At 59.0% G+C, this 23927-nt stretch carries 23 protein-coding genes; 13 read left to right on the forward strand and 10 right to left on the reverse strand.

All coding sequences use genetic code 11. The annotated features are described in order from the left end of the window. Positions 1–46 precede the first annotated feature (46 nt). From Q7U39_12180 to Q7U39_12240, 13 genes are all read left to right on the forward strand, one after another. On the forward strand, positions 47–391 hold the full coding sequence (locus Q7U39_12180) for a protease inhibitor I42 family protein (protein ID MDO9118710.1): 345 nt from the start codon (positions 47–49) through the stop codon (positions 389–391). Continuing rightward, positions 391–1251, forward strand: coding sequence for a D-amino-acid transaminase (gene dat / locus Q7U39_12185; GenBank protein ID MDO9118711.1), 861 nt, complete (start codon positions 391–393; stop codon positions 1249–1251). Before Q7U39_12180 ends, dat begins: the two co-directional genes overlap by 1 nt. A gap of 93 nt (positions 1252–1344) precedes the next feature. Further along, on the forward strand, positions 1345–1836 hold the full coding sequence (gene rimP / locus Q7U39_12190) for a ribosome maturation factor RimP (GenBank protein MDO9118712.1): 492 nt from the start codon (positions 1345–1347) through the stop codon (positions 1834–1836). A gap of 53 nt (positions 1837–1889) precedes the next feature. After that, the gene (gene nusA / locus Q7U39_12195; protein ID MDO9118713.1) at positions 1890–3041 is read left to right on the forward strand and encodes a transcription termination factor NusA; all 1152 of its coding nucleotides are present in this window, start codon (positions 1890–1892) and stop codon (positions 3039–3041) included. Between the two features lie 24 nt (positions 3042–3065). Beyond that, entirely contained in the window at positions 3066–5648 is a 2583-nt protein-coding gene (gene infB / locus Q7U39_12200; protein MDO9118714.1) for a translation initiation factor IF-2, read from the forward strand. A gap of 34 nt (positions 5649–5682) precedes the next feature. Beyond that, a complete protein-coding gene (locus Q7U39_12205) occupies positions 5683–5964 on the forward strand; it encodes a DUF503 domain-containing protein (protein ID MDO9118715.1) in 282 nt (93 codons plus the stop codon). A gap of 62 nt (positions 5965–6026) precedes the next feature. Further along, on the forward strand, positions 6027–6452 hold the full coding sequence (gene rbfA, locus Q7U39_12210) for a 30S ribosome-binding factor RbfA (protein MDO9118716.1): 426 nt from the start codon (positions 6027–6029) through the stop codon (positions 6450–6452). After that, a complete protein-coding gene (gene truB, locus Q7U39_12215; protein ID MDO9118717.1) occupies positions 6452–7396 on the forward strand; it encodes a tRNA pseudouridine(55) synthase TruB in 945 nt (314 codons plus the stop codon). The genes rbfA and truB overlap by 1 nt, the downstream gene beginning before the upstream one ends. A gap of 21 nt (positions 7397–7417) precedes the next feature. Next, positions 7418–7687, forward strand: coding sequence for a 30S ribosomal protein S15 (rpsO, locus tag Q7U39_12220; protein MDO9118718.1), 270 nt, complete (start codon positions 7418–7420; stop codon positions 7685–7687). A 145-nt stretch (positions 7688–7832) separates the two neighbouring features. Next, positions 7833–9947: a polyribonucleotide nucleotidyltransferase gene (gene pnp, locus Q7U39_12225; protein ID MDO9118719.1), complete on the forward strand. Its 2115-nt coding sequence runs from the start codon at positions 7833–7835 to the stop codon at positions 9945–9947. Between the two features lie 5 nt (positions 9948–9952). Beyond that, complete coding sequence (locus Q7U39_12230; protein MDO9118720.1) at positions 9953–11203, forward strand: pitrilysin family protein; 1251 nt, start codon at positions 9953–9955, stop codon at positions 11201–11203. 339 nt (positions 11204–11542) lie between these two features. After that, positions 11543–12052 (forward strand): hypothetical protein, encoded by a 510-nt coding sequence (locus Q7U39_12235; protein MDO9118721.1) that lies wholly within the window; start codon positions 11543–11545, stop codon positions 12050–12052. A 50-nt stretch (positions 12053–12102) separates the two neighbouring features. After that, entirely contained in the window at positions 12103–12777 is a 675-nt protein-coding gene (locus Q7U39_12240; protein ID MDO9118722.1) for a hypothetical protein, read from the forward strand. 204 nt (positions 12778–12981) lie between these two features. On the opposite strand, the gene Q7U39_12245 is transcribed toward Q7U39_12240, so the two are convergent. The 10 genes from Q7U39_12245 to Q7U39_12290 form a co-directional block, all read right to left on the reverse strand. Further along, positions 12982–13686, reverse strand: coding sequence for an MCP four helix bundle domain-containing protein (locus Q7U39_12245; protein ID MDO9118723.1), 705 nt, complete (start codon positions 13684–13686; stop codon positions 12982–12984). 41 nt (positions 13687–13727) lie between these two features. Continuing rightward, entirely contained in the window at positions 13728–14348 is a 621-nt protein-coding gene (locus tag Q7U39_12250; GenBank protein ID MDO9118724.1) for a hypothetical protein, read from the reverse strand. 51 nt (positions 14349–14399) lie between these two features. Beyond that, positions 14400–14930, reverse strand: coding sequence for an OmpA family protein (locus Q7U39_12255; protein ID MDO9118725.1), 531 nt, complete (start codon positions 14928–14930; stop codon positions 14400–14402). Between the two features lie 1010 nt (positions 14931–15940). Continuing rightward, the gene (locus Q7U39_12260) at positions 15941–16585 is read right to left on the reverse strand and encodes a response regulator transcription factor (GenBank protein ID MDO9118726.1); all 645 of its coding nucleotides are present in this window, start codon (positions 16583–16585) and stop codon (positions 15941–15943) included. Further along, positions 16578–17747 (reverse strand): sensor histidine kinase, encoded by a 1170-nt coding sequence (locus Q7U39_12265; GenBank protein MDO9118727.1) that lies wholly within the window; start codon positions 17745–17747, stop codon positions 16578–16580. Before Q7U39_12265 ends, Q7U39_12260 begins: the two co-directional genes overlap by 8 nt. Before the next feature lie 64 nt (positions 17748–17811). After that, complete coding sequence (gene mutS, locus Q7U39_12270) at positions 17812–20463, reverse strand: DNA mismatch repair protein MutS (GenBank protein ID MDO9118728.1); 2652 nt, start codon at positions 20461–20463, stop codon at positions 17812–17814. A 96-nt stretch (positions 20464–20559) separates the two neighbouring features. After that, the gene (locus Q7U39_12275; protein ID MDO9118729.1) at positions 20560–20898 is read right to left on the reverse strand and encodes a LapA family protein; all 339 of its coding nucleotides are present in this window, start codon (positions 20896–20898) and stop codon (positions 20560–20562) included. Then, a complete protein-coding gene (gene tsaE / locus Q7U39_12280) occupies positions 20895–21530 on the reverse strand; it encodes a tRNA (adenosine(37)-N6)-threonylcarbamoyltransferase complex ATPase subunit type 1 TsaE (GenBank protein ID MDO9118730.1) in 636 nt (211 codons plus the stop codon). The genes Q7U39_12275 and tsaE overlap by 4 nt, the downstream gene beginning before the upstream one ends. Next, on the reverse strand, positions 21502–23058 hold the full coding sequence (locus Q7U39_12285; GenBank protein MDO9118731.1) for an NAD(P)H-hydrate dehydratase: 1557 nt from the start codon (positions 23056–23058) through the stop codon (positions 21502–21504). The genes tsaE and Q7U39_12285 overlap by 29 nt, the downstream gene beginning before the upstream one ends. A 133-nt stretch (positions 23059–23191) precedes the next feature. Then, on the reverse strand, positions 23192–23905 hold the full coding sequence (locus tag Q7U39_12290; GenBank protein ID MDO9118732.1) for a pyridoxine 5'-phosphate synthase: 714 nt from the start codon (positions 23903–23905) through the stop codon (positions 23192–23194). Positions 23906–23927 lie beyond the last annotated feature (22 nt).

The following is a 23927-nucleotide window of genomic DNA, read 5'->3' on the forward strand; positions in this document are numbered from 1 at the left end:
GCTGGGTTGAGGGGGAGATGGTGGTCTATGGAGCTCGTGGGCAGTTATGAATAGTGCCGGACAGAATATCTCGGGCTCCTCGGAAGGACAAGGGAGTCGGGCGATCGAGGCCGTCCTTGGGCGAGCGTTTACCATTCATCTGTGGGAAGACCGTACCCGTGGCGAGCAATGGGTTCCGAGCTACAACACCAAGGCGCTGACCCTTGTGGATGATCAATTTCTCCGAGTCGCCAGTAATAACGCAGTCGAGAATGGTCAACGCACGTTCGAGTTTCAGGGGATGCTGCCCGGGACCCATGAATTAGTATTCGAAAAGCGCATGGGGTGGAAATTCACCGCGGAAGATCGTCGGATATTCCTGATTCAGGTTGCGCCAACCGGGAAAGGTTGATGGCCGTGCCGAATATTGCATTTATCAATGGGCGATTCCTTCCCTGGCATGAGGCTACCGTACCGATCGAAGATCGTGGATTTCAGTTCGGCGATGGTGTGTACGAAGTCATCAGGACCTATCGCGGCCGTCCCTTTGAGCTGGATGCGCATCTCAATCGGCTTGACCGCAGTGCGCGTGAACTGAGCCTGATTCAGCCCTATACGAGAGCCCAGTGGACCGAGTGGATTCAGCAGGGCATTCGGGCGGCTGGATATGCAGAGGCGAAGGTTTATCTCCAGATCACCCGCGGGGTGGCTGCGAGAGACCACGCGTTTCCGTCCAACGTGGCTCCGACGGTGGTGATGACGATTCGAGAGTTGGCGCCATTTCCGGCGAAGACCAGGGAGACCGGCGTCATTGCTAAGACCTGTGAGGACTTGCGCTGGGGGCGTTGCGACATCAAGAGCGTGAATTTGTTGGCGAATGTGTTGGCTCGAGAAGAGGCGAAGCGGGCCGGTGTGTTTGAGGCGATCCTGGTGAAAGATGGCCTGGTCACGGAAGGGTCGGTGAGCAATGTGATGGCGGTACAATCGGGAACCGTGGTGACCGCTCCGGAAGGCCCGCGAATTCTATCGGGAGTAACCCGCACGGTGGTCTTGAGCCTGGCGAGGGCGGCGGGGTTCCCGGTGCGTGAAGAGTTTCTGCCGGTCGAGTCGCTCTATACCGCGGATGAAGTGTTTCTGACCGGGACGACCGTGGAAGTCCTTGCGGTGGTTCAGGTGGATGGGCGGGTGATCGGGGCCGGTCGACCCGGTCCGGTTGTCGAGGCTCTGGCCTCCCGCTGGGCGGCATTGACGGGGTCGTCCCCCTTGCTTTGAGGGGGGGGCCATGTTAAGGTGCCGTCGCTGGAAGTGGGCTCAGGCCCACTTTTTTGTTTGGGCAGATGTACGGCAGTGTCAGAGGATACCGCATTGAGCATTCCGGAGCATGGATCCCGGTCTTCCATTGATCGGATTCAGGACATTCTTTCTCCGATTCTCTGGACACTAGGGTTGGAATTAGTGGACGTGGTGTGCGTCGGGCAAGGTTCCCGATCCGTTGTCCGAGTGCTGATCGACAAACCAGGTGGTGTGACCGTTTCAGATTGTGAGCGGGCCCATTTGGCGGTAGGGCCCGCGCTGGATGTTGCCGATCCATTTCCACATACCTACACGCTGGAAGTGTCATCACCCGGGCTTGACCGCCCGTTCAAGCGGCTCCAAGACTATCAGCGTGCGGTCGGGAAGCGGGTGAGCGTCAAGCTGAAGCAGCCGCTTGACGGCCAATGGCGTATTATCGGAGAGTTAGTGGAGGCGGATGAGGACTCGGTCGTTCTGGCGATCGCGTCGAAGGCCGCTACGACGGACACAGTGAAGCTGGATCGCCACTCTGTCGCGGAGGCCCGGTTAGTGATTGAGATTTAGCCGATGGTCAGGAGTGGTCACAGTCCCGCACGATCGAGCAGGAGCCTAAATTTATGAACCGAGAATTAATCGCAGTCATCGATGAGATTGGACGCCAAAAGGGCATCGAAAAGTCCCGTGTCATCGGGGCCATCGAGTCGGCCCTCCAAACCGCTGCCAAAAAGCGCTTCGGGCAGGCGGAGAATATCCAAGTCGAGATCGACTCTAAGACGGGCGAGATCTCCGTGGTCTCGAAGAAGACGATTGTCGATCACGTGAGCAACCCGAAGGCGGAAATCTCCCTTCAGGAAGCGCGCCAACTTGATAGCGAAGCGGAAGTGGGAGACGAAATCGGCTCGCTCATCGAAATGGACGAGCTCGGCCGTATCGCGGCACAGACGGCGAAACAGGTCATCTTTCAAAAGGTGCGCGAAGCCGAGTGGGAAGCGGTTCAGAAAGAATATTCGACCAGGCAGGGCGACCTCGTCAACGGCATTATCTTGGGCATGGAACGCCGGAATTATCTGGTAGACCTCGGCAAGACGGAAGCCGTCCTTCCGATTCAGGAGCAGATTCCGCGCGAGACGTATCGGCGCGGCGACCGGGTCAAGGCGATGTTGTTGGAAGTCCGCCGGACGCCGAAAGACGTGCAGGTCATTCTGACGCGGAGCCATCCCCAATTCGTCTCGAAGCTGTTCGAGCTGGAAGTGCCGGAAGTCATGGAAAAGATCGTGGAGATCAAGTCGATTGTCAGAGAGCCGGGCGATCGCACGAAGATTGCGGTGACCTCGCGTGAGAAAGCGGTCGATCCGGTCGGCGCCTGTGTCGGCATCAAGGGATCGCGCGTGCAGGCGGTGGTCCGCGAGTTACGGGGCGAGAAGATCGATATCATCACCTGGACGCAGGATCCTCGCGTGTTTATTGCGGAGGCGCTGAATCCGGCTTCGATCGAAAAAGTCGGTATCGACGACGAGAAGAAGTCGGCGTTGGTCGTGGTCGCCGATTCGCAGCTGTCGCTGGCGATCGGGAAGAACGGGCAGAATGTGCGGTTGGCGGCTCGTTTGACCGGATGGAAGATCGATATCATCAGCGCGACGGAATACGAAAAAGAAAAAGTGGAGCGCGACAAGGAAATCAAAGCTGCGATGGCCGACGAGGCCGAAGCGCAGCGGTTGCAGGAAGAGGCCCGGCAAGCCGCCAGGGCCGAAGAAAACGAATCGAACTAGAATCGAGTTCAACCAGTGTCTGCAATGCGCGTCTATGAATTAGCGAAGAAGCTGGGGATCGAGAACAAAGATCTCATCCCTGAACTCAAGAAGATGGGTGTGCCTGTCGCCTCTCACAGCAGTGCGCTCGATGACGACACGGTGCAAAAAGCTCTGGACAAACTCAGCCCGAAAGCCAAAGGGGCCGTGAAGGCGAGTGGGAAGGCGTCAGGCGACGATGTGGTCGGAAAAACACGCGACACTGAGGTAAAGCACGAGAGCGGGCATGGCGCCAAGGCGTCTGCCTCCAAGGCGGCGATTGTGGAGGAGCCGGCAAAGACGGACAAGCGGCGCATCCTCATCAAGCGCAAGAAGGAAGATGAGCCGGTTGAAGCCAGCAGTCCGGTGGCTCCCCCGCCGAGCGAGGTCGAGACGTCAGCCGTCGCTGCAACGTCCGCTGCGCATCCGGCGGTGAGTGAACCGCCCCCTCCTCCTCCCCCTGTGGTCCTGCCGGAGTTGCCGGAAATCGGAACGATCCTCGCGCAACCTCCTCCTCCGGTTGAGAAGGTTGTTGTAAAGCCCGCGGCTGTTACGCTGGGAGCGGCGCCTGGAATTATGCTGACGCCGGAAGCGCTCGCAGCGAAGAAGAAGAGCTTGGCGCTCGAAGCGATTGAAGCGGAAGGGCTCAAGGAAAAGCTCAAAAAAGCCAAAAAAACCGGTCGGCCCAAAGAAGAGCCGGATGTGAAGCATCGTGAAGATGCCGCCCGGTGGCAGGATCTTCGTGCCATTCCGACTGTGCAGCGCCGCGATGATCGGTCCCGGCATCTGCATCACAGTGCGCCTTCAGAAATTACCAAGCCGCGTAGAAAGAGCGTCAAGGTGACGGTGGGCACGACGGTGAAAGAGTTTGCCGAGTTGATCGGGCAACGTCCGGCTGACATCGTTCGAAAGTTGATGGAGATGGGGCAGATGCTCACGTTCAATCAGCCGATGAACATGGATGTGGCCTCGATGATTGCCGAAGAAGCCGGCGTCAAGATAGAAATCTCCGTTGAGAAGGCCGGCGATGAACTCCTGGAGGCCGTGGTGCAAGCGGGAGAGGGCGATGAGCGCCTTGAGCCCAGGCCTCCGGTCGTCACCATCATGGGCCACGTCGATCACGGAAAAACATCGCTCCTGGATGCGATCAGACAAACGAAGGTGGCCGAGGGCGAGGCAGGCGGGATTACGCAGCACATCGGCGCCTATACCGTTTCGGTTCATGGGAAGCAGGTCACATTCCTGGATACGCCGGGCCACGAAGCCTTTACCGCCATGCGGTCGCGTGGGGCCAAGGTGACGGACATCGTCATTCTCGTGGTGGCTGCCGACGATGGCGTGATGCCGCAAACCATCGAAGCGATCAACCATGCGAAGGCGGCAGGGGTGCCACTGATTGTGGCGATGAATAAAATCGACAAGCCTGAGGCCAACCCCGATCGGGTGCGTAATGCGCTGTCTGAGCACGGGCTGATTTCCGAAGCCTGGGGCGGCGACACCATTATGGTGGAGGTCTCAGCCAAGCAGAAGACCGGTCTCGACACGTTACTCGAAATGATTTTGCTTCAGTCGGAAGTGTTGGAGTTGAAGGCCGATCCGCACCGTCAGGCCAAGGGGACGGTCGTGGAAGCCAAGTTGGAGCGGGGCCGTGGCCCTGTTGCAACGGTCCTGGTTCAGAGCGGGACGCTCAAAGTAGGCGATGTGTTTGTGGTCGGAACGTTCAGCGGTCGCGTCCGGGCCTTGCTCAATGACCAGGGTGTCAAGACGCAGCAGGCGACGCCGTCGATTCCGGTCGAGGTGATCGGGTTGCCGGGAGTGCCTTCAGCCGGAGATGTCTTCCAAGTGGTCTCCGACGAGCGAGTGGCGCGAGAAATTGCCGATGAGCGGGCGCAGAAGCAGCGCACGGCGGATCTCGCGGGTCAGACGAAGGTCTCGCTCGACGATCTCTTTGCCAGAATTAAGGAAGGGTCAGCCAAGGAGCTCGCCATCGTCATTAAGGCGGACGTGCAGGGCTCATCTGAAGCGCTGGCCGCGGCGGTTGAAAAGCTTCCAACCCCTGCGGTGAGGATCCGGGTCATTCACAACGGCGTCGGGGGAGTCACGGAGTCCGATGTGCTCCTGGCTGCCGCCTCGCGCGCGATTATTATCGGATTCAATGTTCGTCCTGAACCGAAAGCCGCGTCCCTAGCCGAGCAGCAAGGGGTCGACGTTCGGTTGTATACGATTATTTATGAAGCTTTGTCCGACATTAAGGCCGCGATGGAAGGGTTGCTGGACCCCACGCTGAAGGAGCGGTCGTTGGGCCGGGCGGAAGTGCGCCAAGTTTTCACGATTCCCAAGGCCGGTGTCGTGGCCGGTTCCTACGTGGTCGAGGGCACGATCTCCCGAGCGGCGGTGGGAGTCAGGCTCATTCGAGACAACGTGGTGGTGTTCGAGGGCCGCCTCGGCTCGTTGCGCCGGTTCAAGGATGACGTGCGCGAAGTGCAGCAGGGATACGAGTGCGGTATCAGCATCGAGAACTTTAACGACATCAAGGCTGGCGATGTGATCGAGGCCTATACGATCGATAAGATCGCGGGGAAGCTCTAAGTCGTAGCGCCGGTAGGTGTGATGTGTGGCTGGGATGGTCGTGGGAGTCTGCACCGTCGAGCTGTGGATTCCGGAGAGTCAGTCGCTCAAGGATAAGCGGCAGGTCTTGCATAGCGTGAAGGATCGCCTGCGCGGCAAGTTCAACCTCTCTGTTGCCGAAGTAGACGGGCAAGACCTCTGGCAAAAAGCGGTGCTCGGGATGGCCTGTGTGGCGAATGACGGGAGCCACGTCGAACAGGTCCTCGAGCAGGCGCTCAACGTCATCAAGAGTATGCCAACCATTGAAGTTGTTCGTGTGCATCGGGAGCTCTTGTAACACGCATGCGTGTGAGATCTGGAAGAAGTAGGCAGGAAGAGCGAGCGTGCGACAGGTGGGCGATGTCCAAGACGACCTATAAGCGATCAGACCGAGTAGCCGACCAGATTCGCATGGAGGTGGCGGACATCTTGATGCGCAAGATCAAGGATCCGCGCGTGCGGTCGGTCACGGTGACAGACGTCGAACTGACGGCGGATCTACGGATCGCCTACATCTTCGTCACGACGATGGAGAAGGAGCAGGCTGAGCGCGATGTGTTTGCCGGATTATCGAAGGCCAGCGGTTTCGTTCGGGCCGAGCTGGGCCGGCGATTGGCATTGCGGTATTTGCCCGAAATCGTCTTTAAGCGAGATGAGACGGGCCCGCGCGGTGACCGAGTCATGAAATTGCTCGATGAATTGCAGCCGCATGAGACGGCCCAAGACACGTCCGATGGCACGTCCGGTCCGGCGGAGTTGATCATTCCCCCGATGAGAACGAAGTGATGGCGTTGGTGACGGAAGGGCGGCAAAAGACTCGTGTGGGCGATGGCGTGCTCATCGTCAACAAAGAGGCGGGCTGGACCTCCCATGATGTGGTGGCGAAAGTACGGGGCCTGTTGGGTGGGGCTAAGGTCGGGCATGCCGGCACGCTGGATCCTGCGGCGACGGGTGTGCTGCCTCTGCTGATCGGGAAAGCGACGCGGGTGGCGGAATATCTGGTGGGTTGGGACAAGGAGTATCGTGCGGTCCTGCGGTTGGGTGAAACGACGGATACGCAGGATGCGACCGGGACCGTGCTTCAGCGGGTGGAGACGGCGGGTGTGAGTGCCGAAATTCTTGACGGCGTGGTCGCTCGATTTCGCGGGCCACAAAAGCAAATGCCCCCGATGTATTCGGCGGTGAAGGTGGCCGGGCGGCCGTTATATAAGTCGGCCCGCGCCGGAGAAACCGTTGAGCGAGCAGAACGGGACATCGTCATTCACGAGCTCGACGTGACGGCCGTCGACGGCCGCGACATTGCATTGCGAGTCGTCTGCTCGAAGGGAACCTATATCCGGACGTTGTGCGCCGATATGGGGCAGGCATTGGGCGTCGGCGGACATCTGCTGTCGCTTGAGCGCACGCGTGTCGGGTCGCTGACGATCGAGCAGGGGCTGACGGTCGACCAGATTGCCGCTCATGTGACGATCGGCTCGGTTGAATCGATCTTATTGACGCTGGATCAGGTGTTGGCGCAGCTGCCCCTTGTGACGGTGACGATGGAGCAAGCCGTACGCGTGCTGCACGGGGCGCCAATCGGGTTGCCGCACGATCTGTCGCCCACCTCGTTGCCCATCCGCCTGAAGGATGAGCAGGGACGGTTGTTGGCAATCGGTGCGTATGACGGGCAAGGTAAAGGGTCGGTCAGAATTGACAAAGTGTTAGTGGACAGTGAATCACTCAATTAAAAGGCAGGAGGAGTACGAGTCATGGCCTTGTTGAAGGAAGCAAAGACGGAGTTGATCAAGCAGTATCGCCAGCACGATACGGATTCGGGATCCCCCGAAGTTCAGATTGCGGTGCTGACCAATCGGATTACCTATTTGACCGAGCATTTCAAGCTGCACAAGAAGGATCACCATTCACGGCGTGGTCTCTTGCAGCTCGTCGGACGGCGGCGCCGGTTGCTCGACTATCTGCGTGGCGTCGATGAAGCGCGGTATCGTGCAGTCATCGAACGACTCGGTATTCGCAAGTAGTCGGAAGAGAGACGGACGCAAGCCGCTGTCGCACAGGGAGTGCGACAGCGCGGAACGCATGTCGCACAGGTGAACACGGAGATACGCTCGCGTGCGAGCGTATCTCTGTGGGCATCTGTGGGACCCAACCTGGAGGACACCATAGATGGTACACGTTGTTGAATTAGAGATTGCAGGCCGCACCTTGCGGCTTGAAACCGGTCGAGTGGCCAAGCAGGCCGACGGCTCGATTTGGGCCACGTACGGGGACACCGTAATATTGGCGACCGCGGTGGCGTCACAGAACGCCAAGCCCGGTATCGATTTTCTGCCGCTCACGGTCGATTACATTGAAAAAGCCTACGCCGCTGGAAAGATCCCGGGAGGATATTTCAAGCGCGAGGGACGTCCGGCGGAAAAGGAAGTCCTGACCAGCCGCTTGATCGATCGTCCTCTGCGACCGCTCTTCCCCGAAGGCTACTACTTCGAAACCCAGGTCATTGCGTCGGTCTTGTCCGCAGACAAAACAGGCGCGACGGATGTGGTCGGCATTACCGCGGCCTCCGCGGCCTTATCGATTTCGAATATCCCGTTCGCGGGACCCGTGGCCGGTGTGAAGATCGGCCGGGTGAAGGGCCAGTTTGTCGTGAATCCCGACCTGGAGACCTTGGAAATCAGCGATCTCCATTTGGTGGTAGCCGGGACGGCCGATGCCATCATGATGGTCGAAGCGGGCGCCAATGAATTGCCCGAGGCCACCATGCTGGAAGCCCTGGCCTTGGCCCATGCCGAGATCAAGAAGATCGTCGCGAAGATTTCCGAACTGGCCAAGCTGGTCGGGAGCAAGAAGCGCGAAGTGAAAGTCGAAGCGATCGATCCGACGCTGGCTGCCAAAGTGAAGGCGATGGTCGCGCAGCCGATTCGCGAAGCAATCATGATCCCGAACAAGGCCGCGCGTCAGGAGCGATTGGATCAAGTGATGGCCGAGGCCGTCGAGAAGCTCAAGAATCCCGAGGTGCCCACCACCGAGCGCCACGTCAAGATCGTCTTCCACGGGTTGGAATACACCGAAGTCCGGAACATGATTCTCGAAAAGCGCTCACGCGCCGACGGGCGCGGCCCGGCGGATATCCGGCCGATCACCTGCGAAGTCGGGGCCTTGCCCAGGGCGCACGGGTCCGCCATTTTCACGCGCGGCGAGACGCAGAGTCTTGCGGTCGTGACGCTGGGGACAACGGACGACGAGCAGCGCATCGATGCGTTGGAAGGCGAGTACACCCGCACCTTCATGCTGCATTACAATTTCCCGCCCTTCAGTGTCGGCGAGGCACGGCCCCTTCGCACGCCGGGTCGGCGCGAGGTCGGTCACGGCGCGCTGGCAGAGCGGGCGTTGAAGCCGGTCATTCCCGGGAAAGACGTGTTTCCCTACACGCTCCGTATCGTGTCAGAAATTCTGGAGTCCAACGGATCCTCGTCGATGGCAACCGTCTGCGGCGGCACCCTGGCGATGCTGGATGCCGGCATTCCCATCAAGGAGCCGGTGGCTGGGATTGCGATGGGCCTGATTAAGGAAGGGGATGGAGTCATCATCCTTTCGGACATTCTGGGCCTCGAAGATCATTTGGGCGATATGGATTTCAAGGTCTGCGGAACGAAGAATGGCGTGACGGCCTTGCAGATGGACATCAAGATCGGCGGAATCACGATGGCGTTGATGCAGCAGGCGCTGGAGCAGGCCCGTACCGGACGCATCCATATCCTTGAGCGGATGGCCTCGGCGTTGACGACGCATCGTGCGAACCTCTCGCCTTTTGCTCCGCGTATCTATACGGTCAAGGTCAAGCAGGATAAGATTCGGGACATCATCGGCCAGGGCGGGAAAACCATCCGCGCGATCCAGGCCGATTGTGGCGTCAAGATCAATATCGAAGATACCGGTATCGTCACTATCGCGTCCGCCGACGAGGCGTCGTTGCAGAAGGCGAAGGATATGATCAACCGGCTGACCGAAGAAGTCGAGATCGGCAAGATCTATATGGGGACCGTCAGGAAGATTATGGACTTCGGCGCATTTGTCGAGGTGTTGCCGGGCACCGATGGTCTCGTGCACATTTCTCAATTGGCGCACCATCGCGTGAAGGCCGTATCCGACGAAGTTGCAGAGGGCGATCAGATCATGGTGAAAGTCCTGGAGATCGATCGCCAGGGCAAGATCCGCTTGAGCCGGAAAGAGACCATGCCGGCTCCGGCAGGGGGCTCACAGGAACCAGCGGCCGAGTAATCCTCGTGTATCGCAAGCTCATTCTGGAGAACGGGGTCCGCTTGGTCAGCGAGCGGATCCCCACTCTCAAGTCGGTCACCGTCGGCATTTGGGTCAACGCCGGATCGCGTGACGAGCAGCCGGCACAAGCCGGATATTCCCACTTCATCGAACACATGTTTTTCAAGGGGACGACCAGCCGGTCGGCCACCGACATCTCGCGCGAGATCGATGCGCTGGGCGGCGAGATGAATGCCTTTACCACGCGCGAGACCACCACGTTTTATGTGAAAGTGCTCGACCAGCATCTGCCGAAGGCCCTCGACCTGCTCTCCGATCTCTTGCACCGCTCTAAATTCGCTCCGAAGGATATCGGAAAAGAAAAACAGGTAGTGTTGGAAGAGATCCGCATGGTGCAGGATGATCCGGAAGATCTTGTCCAGGAGCTCCACACCGGCCAGGTCATGGGCCGTCATCCGCTGGGTCGTCCGATCCTAGGGCGGGCAGCGACGATCGGGGCGTTGCGGCGGCAGGATCTTCTCGATTACATCGATGCGCGATATCAGCCGCAGGAGATTGTCGTCGCGGTGGCGGGAAGTTTTGATCAGCGAGCGCTTGAGCGGACCATTGCGCGCGAGTTCGGCCGTCGTCGTCCGTCATCGCCGCAGCCGCATGTGCGCCGTGCGCCGGAGATTCTCGGCGGCGTGGTGATGCAGCAAAAGAAATTGGAGCAGGTCCATCTCTGCATCGGCATGAAGGGCATATCTGCCGGCCATCCGGATCGGTATGCCGCGTATGTGTTGAACAGCGTGCTGGGCGGGAGTGTGAGTTCGCGACTGTTTCAGGAAGTCAGAGAAAAGCGGGGACTGGCCTATTCGATCTATTCCTTTCTCTCCGGCTATTCAGACGGCGGGACCATCACCGTGTATGCGGGAACGCGCCAGAAAGAAGTCGAGCGGGTGCTCGACGTCATTCGCCGCGAGATCCGTCGCATGGCTGCCAACGGCATCACGCGGGATGAGTTGAAGCGAACGAAGGATCAAATGAAGGGCAGCCTGATGCTCAGTTTGGAGAGTTCGCATAGCCGGATGAATAAGCTGGCGAAGGACGAGATGATCAAAGGCAAACACACGTCACTCGATGACATGACGCGGGCCATCGATGCCGTCACATTCAAGCAGATGGAGCGAGTCGCACAGGAACTTCTTGACGAAAAATCGATGGCGATCACCGGTCTTGGGCCTCTGTCCGCGCGCCAACTCCAGCTCGCGAGATGAGAATTTTTTAATAGAGCTGTATTTCTGACAGAATAAATGATTAAGATAATGCTGCATAACGTGTTGTTGTGTATGATGTTTACCTGTGGATTAAAAGTTTATTAGAGGGTCAAACATTTTCTTGACACTAATTGACCGTTTCAGTACGATTGCGCCGGTCTAGTGAACTAGAAATTTTAAACGGGGAACAACCGCGAAAGAGAAAGAGGGAAGGGGGTGGCCGAACACTTTCTCCTGAGCTTTGTAGCCTCTGATCATTCGGTAGTAGATGCATTCATCGCTTTCAAGGTGAACGTTCATTAGGTTGTGGGTTTTATTTTTATGAAGGAGGGACTAGGTATGAAGAGGGTCTTAGTACTAGCCGCCGTTGCAGTGTTTTCTGTGGCTGGCTTGCTATCGGCCGGATTTGCCGTGGCCGCCGATGCTCCAGCTGGAGGTGGTCCTGCCACCGACGTGGTCGGTGGAAAGGTCATGAAGGGCGATGCCGCCAAGACGCTTCAGGGTCGTGTCTGGTCGCAGTGGGCCGACAATCCCGATAGCGAATTGCTGTTCGGTATTCAGTATTGGAACACCGGTGATCCTGCTTCAGGCACTCCGGCCGGCCGTTCATCAACCATGATGGACGTCAAGCCTCCGGATCCTTTGGTCACCTGCTGCGGCTGGGGCTTTGTCGGCGGCACCGATAAGAACAACGCCTACGCAGGCTGGTACCATGCCGCCACGACGGTGCGTTTGGCTGTGAAGGACAAGGCGTTGATGGATCAGATCATCAAGGCTGCGCAGGAACTCGTGGCCATGGAAGTCACCTTGGACGGCCGGACCATCACCGGATTCAAGGTTCTCAAGTAATCGATTTCATCACGCTTTATTCTTTCATGTTGTTGAAGGAGGATTCGATTATGAAGCTTCAGAAGCAAGGCGGGGCCGTGATGGCAGCTGTTGCCCTGGTAGTCGGCATGGCTTCCAGCGCGCTGGCCATCGAAGCATTTCAAGAGCGGTTTGAGTGGGGCGATCTCAGCAAGCCCACCACATTGCAGGGTCGAGTGATTATTCTCGATCCCTACGATGAAGCTGTGTGGATCAACGTGTCCGTGTTCGGCGGAGCCGCCGAGAGCGGCTTGTTCTGGCAGAAAGTTCACCCGGGCAAGAACCTCAAGTTCTATGCCGACAAGGGTGCCTGGGAAGAGTTGAAGAAGATGGGCCGTCCGCATTCCGGACCGGCCGCGGCGAAGGAAGTGCCTCCGGGCAGCACGACCGACCTGGTCGAATTTGTCGTTACGGAGACCGAGCAGAATCATCGTGTGATCTCTTCTGTGAAGAAGCTTCCGGAAGTTGCTGGTGCACCAGGGAAGACTCTGAGCATCTCTGCCCTTCGTTTGAAGGAATGTGCGGGGAAGAATCAGAATACCGATGCCGGTTGTTCGGCAGCGGTGCAGCAGCTGAACACTTCGCCGAAGTCTCCGGATGGAGCCAGCATCCCGCAGCTATATGATGTGATGGTGCCAGGAGGACACACTCTCGGTGGGTTGATCCCTTGGGAAGCCAAGTATAACTTGCCAGGCGCTGCTCACTAGTCTCGTTTCTAGTTTCTCTTGAGGGGCGGCCGTTCCTTGCGGAACGGCCGCCTTTTTCTTTTCCTGTGTATGGACTCCTGTCGACGAAGCTTGAAAGAAAGCGCGTGGGAGGGAGACTGAGAACCGCAGTCAATCATCCAGACCAGACGCGGCACTACCCGTTAAATGAATCTCGGCAGGCACCGCCAGCAGATGGCAGAGCTTCTAACAGCTCTTTGGTCGTCGTGAGTTGTTCCCTGCAAAGAGAACAAGCCCAGCGAGCAGCGCGCTGATCCCAATGACAATCGCGCTCATCGTGCGTAGCTGACGATCTGCCTCGTCTCGGACTTCACCCGCGATCTTCGCAACGACTTCCAATAACAGATCCAGCTCTAGCGTGACCGCGATAAGTTTGGACCCCGCCCGTTCCGCGGCGTTTTCCTCCGCGGCATCGCGCAGGCGTTGCGCTTCTTCCGGTGAGGTGGTCTTCCAGCGTTGTTGGATCAGACCGATGGTTTGATCGGAGGTAGCCATATAATCTGCGAGGCGTGCTTTGACCGCCTGGAGTTCCCGCAGCTCATCGGCCATTCCGCTTCTCTTGACGGTCGCGCTATTGGCGGCTTTGATGAATCGTTCGATGGGTTGCTCGATCTGGGCCCGTCGTTCCGTTAAGCCGGAAGTAATACTCTCAAAGTCCTTTTGCGAATCGGATTCGATCGCGCGCAGAATCGACGTGCGGTAGCGAATCAGTTTGGCATTGATGTGGCCGAGATCGGTAGTGGCCAGGGTGTACTCCGCATAGATGACCCGGAGTTCCTGATCCACGCGGCTGAGAGAATAGCCGCCCCAGAGACCGGTCAACAGGATGAGCAAACTGATGACGATAGTTCTCATGTCCAAACAATACCGGATTGAGGCAGAGAACACCATCGTAGGACAACGGATCGGCGGATCCGCAACGGCGGTTCACGCTACTTGAGTCTGATCGTTCGGCCTTCGATCTTGAGATCTCCAAGAAATTTTTTGAAATTGGTTTCAAAAAGATCGGTCGTCAAATGCTGGGCATCCTCTTGATCGAACCAAAACACCCGATCGCTTCCCGTTCCGGAGACCTTTTCTCGCACGATGCTCTCATCGGTGTGGTTTATGATCTGAAATGCCAGCGCGTTCGTTGCCGTGAGATCCGTATGCATGAATCCGCTCTTGGCATCCACGGACAGGCTCTGAATGGTCCCTGCAATTGTGATGTCCGCGCCGTCGCTTCCCCGCGTGCGTGCCATGAACGTTTTCCAGCCCTGCCGGTTCAGGTAGTCGATGAGAGCTTGGGCCGTGGCTTTGGCCGCGCTCCCGCTCGGTAGATCAAAATAGCTGATTCCACCCCAGAGGTGCGATCGTGTTCCGAGATGGGCTTGGTTGAGCCTCTGATCTTCGAAGGGGAGTATCGCAATCCTGGGTCCCGGGGTGGCCGAGGCGGTTCCGCCTCCCGGAGTGATTCCAGGAATAGCAACATCGATACGTTCGCCCTTGCCGGCACAGGCTCCCAGGACAAGCATCCCGATGCACAACAGAATCCGACAGGATAGACGATTCACAATTGCCTCCTTCTCCCGATGGATGGCCCAGGCAAAGTATCCGGGGAAAGTTTATTGCACGACGAAATGCGCGCGACGATTGTATTTCCAGCAGCCTTCGTTGTGTTCGTTGCAAGCAGGTTTCACTTCACCATAACTGGTGGTGTGAAGACGGGAGGCAGGAATCCCGAGATTTTCCAAGTATCGCTTGGCGGATTTGGCGCGCTTTTCTCCCAACACGAGATTGTAGGCCAGAGTCCCGCGCTCGTCGCAATGACCTTCGATCAATAAAGACTTGCCGGAAGCGTTCCGAATCCAATGGCCGTTGCGTTCGAGCACGGGCTGCGCGTCGGTGCGAATGGTGTACTGATCGAAATCAAAATAGATATCTCCGATTCCAGTGGAGTCCGGAGTCATGACGGAACCGTTCTCATGCAATGAAGCCGCGTTGTTTGACGGGATGGTCTTTCCTGGTGCCTGGGCGGGAATCTGGTTGGTTTGCGTTTCTTGGGTGCGGGATACTCCGCTCTCCGCAGGAGGCTCTATCGAGGCGATCCGATCCGGTCGGACAGTCTCGGAAGGAGTCTGGCCTTTTGTCGTCATGGATTGGTCTCCTGCGCTCGAGGACAATTGCTTGTTCGCGCAGCCAGCACCGCCAAGGATGAGACCACTCATGGATAGGGCTGTCCCCAGATACAAGAGAGTTCGGCTCAGGCGTCGGATCATTGGTCACCTCATGGCTGATTGAGAGTGGGTGGCATACCGTTGAGGCTTCCACCGCCGATCATCATGAACGTTGCATAGGCCGAGACGGGAAGGGGTGTCGCTACCGGTGAAGGTGCGACGAGGGCCAGAACCTCACAGATGTTGGGAGAATTCCTGCTGACTCTCGGGCGTGGCGATTCACCGGCGAAGAGCGTCGTCATTTTCCTCGCGGTTGATCTTTGTATACGCGTAGGATAAGCAACACCAGGAGAATCCCGAACACCAGGCTCCCCCCAAGAAAGATCATGCCGTCAGTCGACATAGTGAGAGTTTCTTTTCTATCAGTGCGAGATCACGTTCATGTCTGTTCGTGAATTCGACGGTTGTAGCCTCAGAGGCACATTCCTCTTCTAGCCAGCTCACACGATGCGAGGCCAGACCAGTCGTTCACGCGAGCGAAGTGGGGGGCTGCAAGAGAGGCCGTTTCTTACAGCCCATTATTCGGTCGTTCCCATGGGACTGATCTGGCGTCTCGATCATCGGGCATGCTCATATCGTAGTCGCGCTGCATCGTCGGCAGATGGTGTGACACCACCAGACTTGGGAGGCCTTCAACTTGTGCAGGGTAAAAAAGCGCGATTGGTCTGTCCATTTCTCTTCACTGGCCTGTTCTGAAAGACCGTCTTGCACACGATGACAGGTGTCGCACAGTAAGACGACGGGGTCGCTCATCCATCGTCCCGGCGTGATGGTCTGTTCGGACTCGTCCTCTAACTCCATCTGCACCGCCTGGCCACAGAAGCCGTTGAGTCATGCCACTCTATACGGACTATTATCGCGGGATGGAACTCGTAATTCCCGAAGGTGCCGGATGTATTTTTACGAGGAAGCGGTCGATTCTGATGGGCCTAGGTGGGGGTAACAATTCCGTGGGACAGCGCATATTTGATCAAGTCAGCCGTATTCTCCAACTGCAAGAGTTCCAGGATTTGCCCCTTATGGAATTCAACGGTTCTCGGTGAAATGTTCAGCACATTAGCGATGTCTTTGGCGGTGCGCCCTTCGGTAAGAAGTTGAAGAACTTCCTTCTGCCGCAGAGTGAGGCCGCCGGCGCCATTGGCCTTTTCGGATGGGGTGGCGAGAAAGACGGCCAGGAGGTCCTTGGTAATGAGCGGGGTAATATACGAGTGCCCGGCAAGGACCGCTCGGATCGCCTGCTCCAACTCATCGACCGCTGATCGTTTCAGGACATAGGCAGAGGCGCCGGCTTCAAACGCAGAGCGAACATATTCCGTGTCCGCATGCATCGTGACGAAGATCAGCTTGGCCATCGGGCACACTTTTTTGAGATGGGCAGCCGCATCAATGCCGTTCAGGAGGGGCATCGACACGTCGAGTATAATGATGTCCGGCTGAAGGGCTTTGGCCGACTCGATCAGTGCGCGACCGTCTGCGGCGGTGCCGACAAGGTCGTACCGGCCTTCCAGAATACGTTTGAAGCCTTCAATGATGAGCGCGTGGTCGTCGGCCAGCAGAACGCGGGGTTTATGCACGGGGTGCTCCTGTAGTCAGGGGAATCTCAACATGGATATGGGTGCCCTGGGAGGGCGTAGAATCGATTCCGAATCGACCCTTCGCCAGGCGAACCCGTTCTTTCATGCTGAGAAGCCCCAGGTGTGCTCGGGTCTGCGAGAGTTGCGCCTGGTCGAATCCCTTGCCGTTGTCATGGACAGAGAGAGACACGAGATCGTCTTCGCAGATCAACTCGACTTCAACCTGGGAGGCGTGGGCGTGGCGGACGATGTTGCTCAGACTTTCCTGTACGATCCGATAGAGGCAGATCGCCATTTCTGCGGGGAGCCCCGTCGTAGGATCCCGATGGACATAGGATATCTTGATTCCTGTGCGGGTGGAGAAATCATCGATCTGGCGTCGAATGGCTTTCACGAGCCCGAGATCGTCGAGGATGGAGGGGTGAAACCGGTAGGCCATCTGGCGTACGTCATCAGAGACAATGGTCAGCCGGTCGGAGACCAGCCGAATCGTCGAGCGGAGCGAGTGTGCGTCGGAGGACTCGTCTTTCTCAGCCTGCCGCAAATCCATTGAGAGCATGGCGAGCCGTTGATTGATATCGTCGTGGAGGTCCCGGGAAATCCGTCTGCGATCCTCTTCCTGCGCCGTGAGGAGTTGTCCGGCTAACGCGCGCAGATCCTCCCGGCTCTGTCGAAGTTCCCGCTGATTCGCCTGCAACACGGCTTCACTGTTCCGAAGCGATTGTTCCGTCTCTGCTCGCTCGGCGATTTCCTCAACCAGGGTATTGTTGACGGTTGCCAGTTCCTGGGTGCGTTGTTGAACGCGTATTTCGAGGTCATCATGGGCACGTTGCAACGTGTCCTCTGCCCGGCGCTGATGAAGGAAGAACAATACCGGTAGCCAGATGGCCGTCAAACTAAAGAGCCGGTTCGTGACGCCCATCCAAAGGGGAACTCCGTCGAGCGTGGGGCTCAGAATCACGTCGGCCATGGTCAGCACGGAACATATGGAGGCGGTGATCACCGGCCCTGTACGGTTCGGTAGCAGGAACGACAGAATGACGAGTCCCCCGTAGAGAACGCCGTTTCCTATTCCCAGCGGGAGGTAGAGGTCGAGACAGAACAGGGCGATCCCCAGACCGATGATCACCAAGAGGAGTCGTTGATTGGCATTGACTGCCATGAAGCGCCTCGCAGGCGGCCATTATCCGACTATTGAGGAAGCGGCATCAAGAGGGATGCGGCCCTCAGGATGCGGCATCCTTGGTCGAGGGGGTCGCTTTTCGCTGGAGATCCGCAAGGCAGTTGAGGGCATCCAGAGGCGTCATCGAGAATAAATCGATTTGCCGAACTTCCTCGACCAGGGGGTGCGGTTGAGGCAACGGCGCGGCGGCTGGTTCTGCGTGGGGGGCTGACTCCGCGATCTGGGCCGCCTCCGGTCGCTCCAACTGCACAAGGACATCCTGGGCCCGCGCGATGACGGATTGCGGGAGGCCTGCGAGCTTGGCGACGTAGATGCCATAACTCCGGTCCGCTCCTCCGGCGACAATCTTCCGGAGAAAGACCACATCGCCGTCGCGCTCTTGCACCGCCACCCGGAAATTCTTGATCCCGTCACGCTGTTGTTCCAATTGGGTCATCTCATGATAGTGCGTGGCGAACAACGTGCGGGCTCCGAGCGTCCTGCGATCGTGGATATATTCTGCGACGGCCCAGGCGATACTGAGCCCGTCGTAGGTGCTGGTGCCCCGCCCGATTTCGTCAAGCAGGATCAGGCTCCGCACGGTCGCGCTGTGAAGAATCGTGGCGGTTTCCACCATCTCCACCATGAAGGTGCTGTGGCCGCTGGCCAGATTGTCCGAGGCTCCCACGCGGGTGAAGATTCGATCGACCACGCCGATGGTCGCCGCAGTAGCCGGGACGAAGCTGCCGATCTGCGCGAGCAGGACGATCAAGGCGACCTGGCGAAGGAAGGTGCTTTTCCCGGCCATATTGGGCCCGGTCAGGATCTGCAGGCGGTGGGAGTCCAGGTTCAGGAATGTGTCGTTCGGTACGAATGCCATCTCTTCAGTCAGCCGTTCCACGACGGGATGGCGGCCGCCTCGAATGTCGATCAGCCCGCCTTCGTTGATGACGGGTTTGGCGTATTGATTCAGGGCGGCGGTTTCCGCCAGCCCGGCCAGCACGTCGATCAAGGCCAGTTTTCCGGCCATCTCTTGTAGACGGCCGGCGTGGCCGGCGAGGGTCGTGCGAAGCTGGGCGAAAAGATCCTGCTCCAGCGCCAGCAGTTTCACTTCAGCTCCCGTCACGCGCTCTTCAAGCTCTTTCAACTCGGGGGTCATGAACCGCTCGGCGTTGACCAGTGTTTGCTTGCGGATAAAGTCCGCCGGCACGCGGGCCAAATTGGCCTTGGTGATTTCGATGTAGTAGCCGAACACCTGGTTGTAGCGGACTTTCAGGGAGTCGATGCCGGTCCGTTCACGCTCTTTCGCCTCCAATGCGGCAATCCAGTGTTTGCCTTCGGTGTTGGCTTTTCGCAGTTCATCCACGTCAGCGTGGTATCCGTCGCGGATCACACCTCCGTCTCGAAGGGACATCGGCGCGTCCGGTTGAAGGGCCTGTTCGATCAGTTCGGCGAGATCCCGCCCGTCGTCCCATGCTTCGCGGGCTTCGGCGAGCTGGGGGCTTAGGAGCGGAGTCAGTTGCGTTGCAATTTCCGGAAGGGCGGCGAGGGAGTCCTTCAGTGCCAGAAGTTCCCGGGGGCCTGCCACGCCGAGAACGATGCGGCCACTCAGGCGTGAGAGATCCTGTACGGTTCTGAGCGCCGCGCGCAATGCCACGCGTGCCGCAATCCGGTCTTTCAATTCTCCGACGGCATCGAGTCGGGCTTGGATGGCATCACTGTGAATCAGCGGCCGGACTAACCATTGGCGGAGCAGGCGGCTTCCCATGGCGGTGACGGTTCGATCCAGCACGGAGAGCAGCGTGGCAGGTTTCCCGCTGTGACCGTCGTCGAAGGCTTCCATCGGTTTCAGCAGTTCGAGATTGCGAATGGTGACGCTGTCCAAATGCATCGCGTCCGAGATCCGGCGGACACGCGGGCGACGGATGTAATCCAGCGGCGCGCTCGGCTGGGTGTCGCGGAAGTAGTTCAGGACCGCTCCGGCCGCGCCGATTCCTGCCGTCAGGCCCTGACAACCGAAGGCCTCCAGCGAATGAATGTGAAACTGCTCTTGCAGCAGGCGAGCGGCTCGTTCAGCGTCAAACGTCGACGCGTCGCGCTCGCACAGGCGTATGCCTTTCATCTGATCGAGCCAGGCCCTGTCCCGGCGGTCGGCTGTTGGCGCAAACAGAATTTCACGGGGATCGAGGCGAGCCAGTTCATCCAACGTTTGCGTCTGAGCCTGATCCCCCTGAAATTCGGCAATCCAGAACTCTCCGGTGGAGACTTCGAGCATAGCCAATCCGATCACGGATGGTGGTTTGGCTGTGGAGCTCACGGACACGGCTGCGAGGAAGTTCGATTCGACCGGAGAAAGAAACTCGGTTTCGACGAGCGTGCCGGGCGTGTACAGCCGGACGACTTCGCGGCGTACCAGCCCTTTGGCGAGCTTGGGGTCCTCGACCTGCTCGCACAGCGCCACCGTCCGCCCGGCCTTCAGCAGCTTGGCGATATAGCCGGTGGCGGCATGGTAAGGGACGCCGCAGAGCGGGACGGGATTCGGGCTGTTCTTGTCGCGCGAGGTCAGCGCGATGGAAAGAATGCGCGAAGCTTCCTGCGCATCCTGATAAAACATTTCGTAGAAATCACCCACCCGGAAAAACAAGATCGCATGTTCGTAGCCGCGCTTGATCTCCCGGTATTGCCGCATCAGCGGACTGGCGTCGTGATCACTCATCGGCGAGATCTCGCACGGGGTGCGTGACGGAGATGGAATGGCCGGCGGCCTATTCGAGCGACCCGTATTGCCGTATCAGCGGACATGGCGTTGTGCTCACTCATCGACGAGATCTCGCGCGGGCCCGGCGGTTGAACTCGAACGGCCGGTCAGCTTTTCGAGCGACTGGCGCGCACGCTCCAGATCCACTTCGGCATCTTGCAGCGCTTTGGTCTTGCGGCGGAGTTCAATTCGGCCACGCACCCATGGGGGGAATAACAGAATGCCGGACACGAGCAGGCCGACAGCGAAGGCGGTGAGGATCGGTTTGTAGATCAGGGTGGAGGCTTCCAGTAGACCGAAGAAGTACCGCAAGGTGACTTCCTGTTCCTGATTTTGGAGAAAAAACGCCAGGGAAAGGAGCAGCAGAATTCCGACCAAGATGAGCCGAATCATGATGTGCGGGGTCTCCCTCTCCCGGTGGCCGTCTTGCGCGATGCGCTGGGTGCGGCCGCGCGCCGGCGTTGTCGAGCGGCTTGCTTGAGTGCTGCGAGCAACGTGCAGGCGCGCGGTCCGTGAGCGATCATGCGCGCAGTTCTCGTCGTCGGTGTGTTGTGCTGTAGCGTGAGTTCAAACCGATCGCTCGGCAATAATTCCGGGAACTTGTCGGCCCATTCGATCGCCGTGACGATGTTCCCATGAAAGTATTCTTGTAGCCCGATTCCCTCGGCTTCCGCTCCGCTCCGTAGGCGATAGAGATCCACGTGAATCAGCGGGAGCCGTCCCTCGTATTCGTGGATCAAGACGAAGGTCGGGCTGGTCACCTGATTCGATGGCGTGCCCAGTCCTGTTGCAATGCCGCGCACGAGAGCCGTTTTCCCGGCGCCGAGTTCTCCGGAGAGGGCCAGGGTTTCGCCGCCAGCCAGTGATCGCCCGATAATCCGGCCGAATGCTTCTGTGGCGGTGCGGGAGGGGAGCGCCACCGTCCAGGGCGCAGACGACGCAGCGCGTGGCGGCGTAGCCGCGCGGGCCTTCCGTGGTGCGGCGGTCGTGGGCCGGCTACGCTGAGCCGATGTTCGTGAGCGCATAGGGAATATGGTCAATGACATCTCTGGCGATTAAGCTGGTCTGTCCTATTGTCTCGGCGGCCAGATCTCCGGCGAGTCCGTGCACATATGTCGCGGCACAGGCGGCCTCCCATGAGGCGACTCCCTGGGCGAGTAGTCCGACGATCATACCGGTTAAGACATCGCCGGTTCCAGCGGTGGCCATACCGGGATTGCCGGTCGGGCAAATGGCCACCCTGCCGTCAGGTCCGGCAATCACGGTCCTGGCGCCTTTGAGCACTAGATAGCAGCCGCGTTCTCTGGCAAAACGTGCGGCCGTGCCGATTCGGTCGCCGTTGACCGATTGGGCCGAGGATTCGGTCACGAGTCTGGCCATTTCGCCGGGATGTGGCGTCAGGATAGGGGGGATTGTACACTCGGTGAAGAGCGCGGCGCGACCGGCCAGCGCGTTCAACGCATCGGCATCGAGGACACTTGGTCGATCCAGTTGCCGGACGAGTGCCTGCACCAGCTCAACGGTTTCCGGATGGGTTGAGAGCCCCGGGCCGATCGCGACCGCCGTTCTTGCGGCGATGAAGTCTTTCAGGCGATCCAACGCGGCGCGGGACAAGGTGCGCGCCTTGGTCTCGGGCATCGGAATCGTCATGACTTCCAAGAGCTTGGCCTCCAGGACATCGTTGACGCTCGCCGGGATGGCCACGGTCACCAGACCTGCCCCCATTCGCAGAGCCGCCTGTGCCGACATCGCTGCGGCCCCGGTCTTGCCGACCGAGCCGGCGATGATGCCGGCATGGCCGAACGTGCCTTTGTGACTCGAGAGCCGGCGTGGAGGTAAGGCGGTCCGCACGAACGGGGCGGTGATCAAGCGAATCCGGCTTTCCGTGGCATCGACATAGGCCGGTGGAATACCGATATCGACAATCTCCACCCGTCCGGCGTGATCGATGCCCTGATTCTGGAATAGACCCAGCTTGGGCAGCCCGAAGGTTACCGTCAGATCGGCCTTCACGGCGTGGCCTAACACTGCGCCGGTGTCGGCATGGATACCGGAGGGCAAATCCACGGCCACGGTCAGGCGCTCTGCCTGATTGATGATGTCAATCGCCTCTGCATAGCGGCCGGTGACCGGAGCGGCCAGGCCTGTCCCGAGCAGCGCGTCGATGATCACGTGGCTGTCGCTGAGCATCGTCTGAATTTGACTGGTCGAAGAAAATGGCTTCACGACAGTCTTGCCGGCGATCCGGACGAGGTGCCGGTACATGCGCGCGGCGTCGCGACTCAGGTCCGTGGCCGGAGCCAGGGTGAACACCTGCACCTTGGCTCGTTGCTTGTGGAGCAAGCGCGCTACGACGAATCCGTCGCCGCCGTTATTGCCTTTCCCGCAGAAGATCGTGATGACTTTCCCTCGCAAGGCACCCAGCTGGTGCTCAAGGCTGACGACGACTCCGGCTCCGGCCCGCTCCATCAACGTGGTCCCGGGCACGCCAGCTTCTTCAATCGTCCGGTGATCCAGCGCCTGCATCTGTGCGGCGGTGACGATGAGCATCATTGCGGGGCGTACCCTTTTCTGGCCATGGGCCATTGCGATGCGACTGGCAGCGCATGGCGCGAGAGGATGAATGCGTGTGGCGTCATGAGATCGTTGACGGCTCGGGTCACGGTGAATGGCGTCGACAGGCAGGCTAGCCGAGCAGCGCTTTCATTTCTTTCACTGCCTGGTCGAGGCCGACGAGGACGGCGCGGGCGATGATGCTGTGCCCGATGTTGTACTCCACGATTTCAGGAATATGTGTCAGCCGTGCGACATTGCGGTAATTGAGGCCGTGTCCGGCGTTGACGCCCATGCCCAGCTTGTAGGCGAGCTTGGCGGCCTGGGTGATCGCCTCGAATTCCGCATCGGCCTCTTTCGACTTGGTGGCGTTGGCATAGCGCCCGGTGTGCAGCTCGACGAAGTCGGCAGAAATCTTGTGCGCCGCTTTGATCTGATTGAGATCGGGTTCGATGAAGAGGCTGACGGGGATTCCGGCATCGTGCAGCATGGAGACGGTGGTCTGCATACGCTCTTTCAGCCCTGCCACATCCAGACCGCCCTCGGTCGTCAGCTCCTGTCGTTTTTCCGGGACCAGGGTGACCAAGTCCGGTTTTATGGTCAGCGCAATCTTGACCATGGCTTCATCGGCGGCCATTTCCAGGTCCAGCTTGGTCCGGACGATCTCCCGCAAGAGCGTGAGGTCGCGGTCCTGAATGTGCCGCCGATCTTCGCGTAAGTGGACGACAAGGCCATCGGCCCCGGCGAGTTCTACGAGGACCGCTGCGGCCAAGGGATCCGGATCGGTCCCGCCCCGGGCTTGGCGAAGGGTCGCGATATGGTCAATATTAACGCCCAGCCTGGCCATGACACCTCCAGCCTGCGGGAGA

This window comes from Nitrospira sp. (assembly GCA_030653545.1).
In the GTDB taxonomy this organism is placed as follows: Bacteria; Nitrospirota; Nitrospiria; order Nitrospirales; family Nitrospiraceae; genus Nitrospira_D.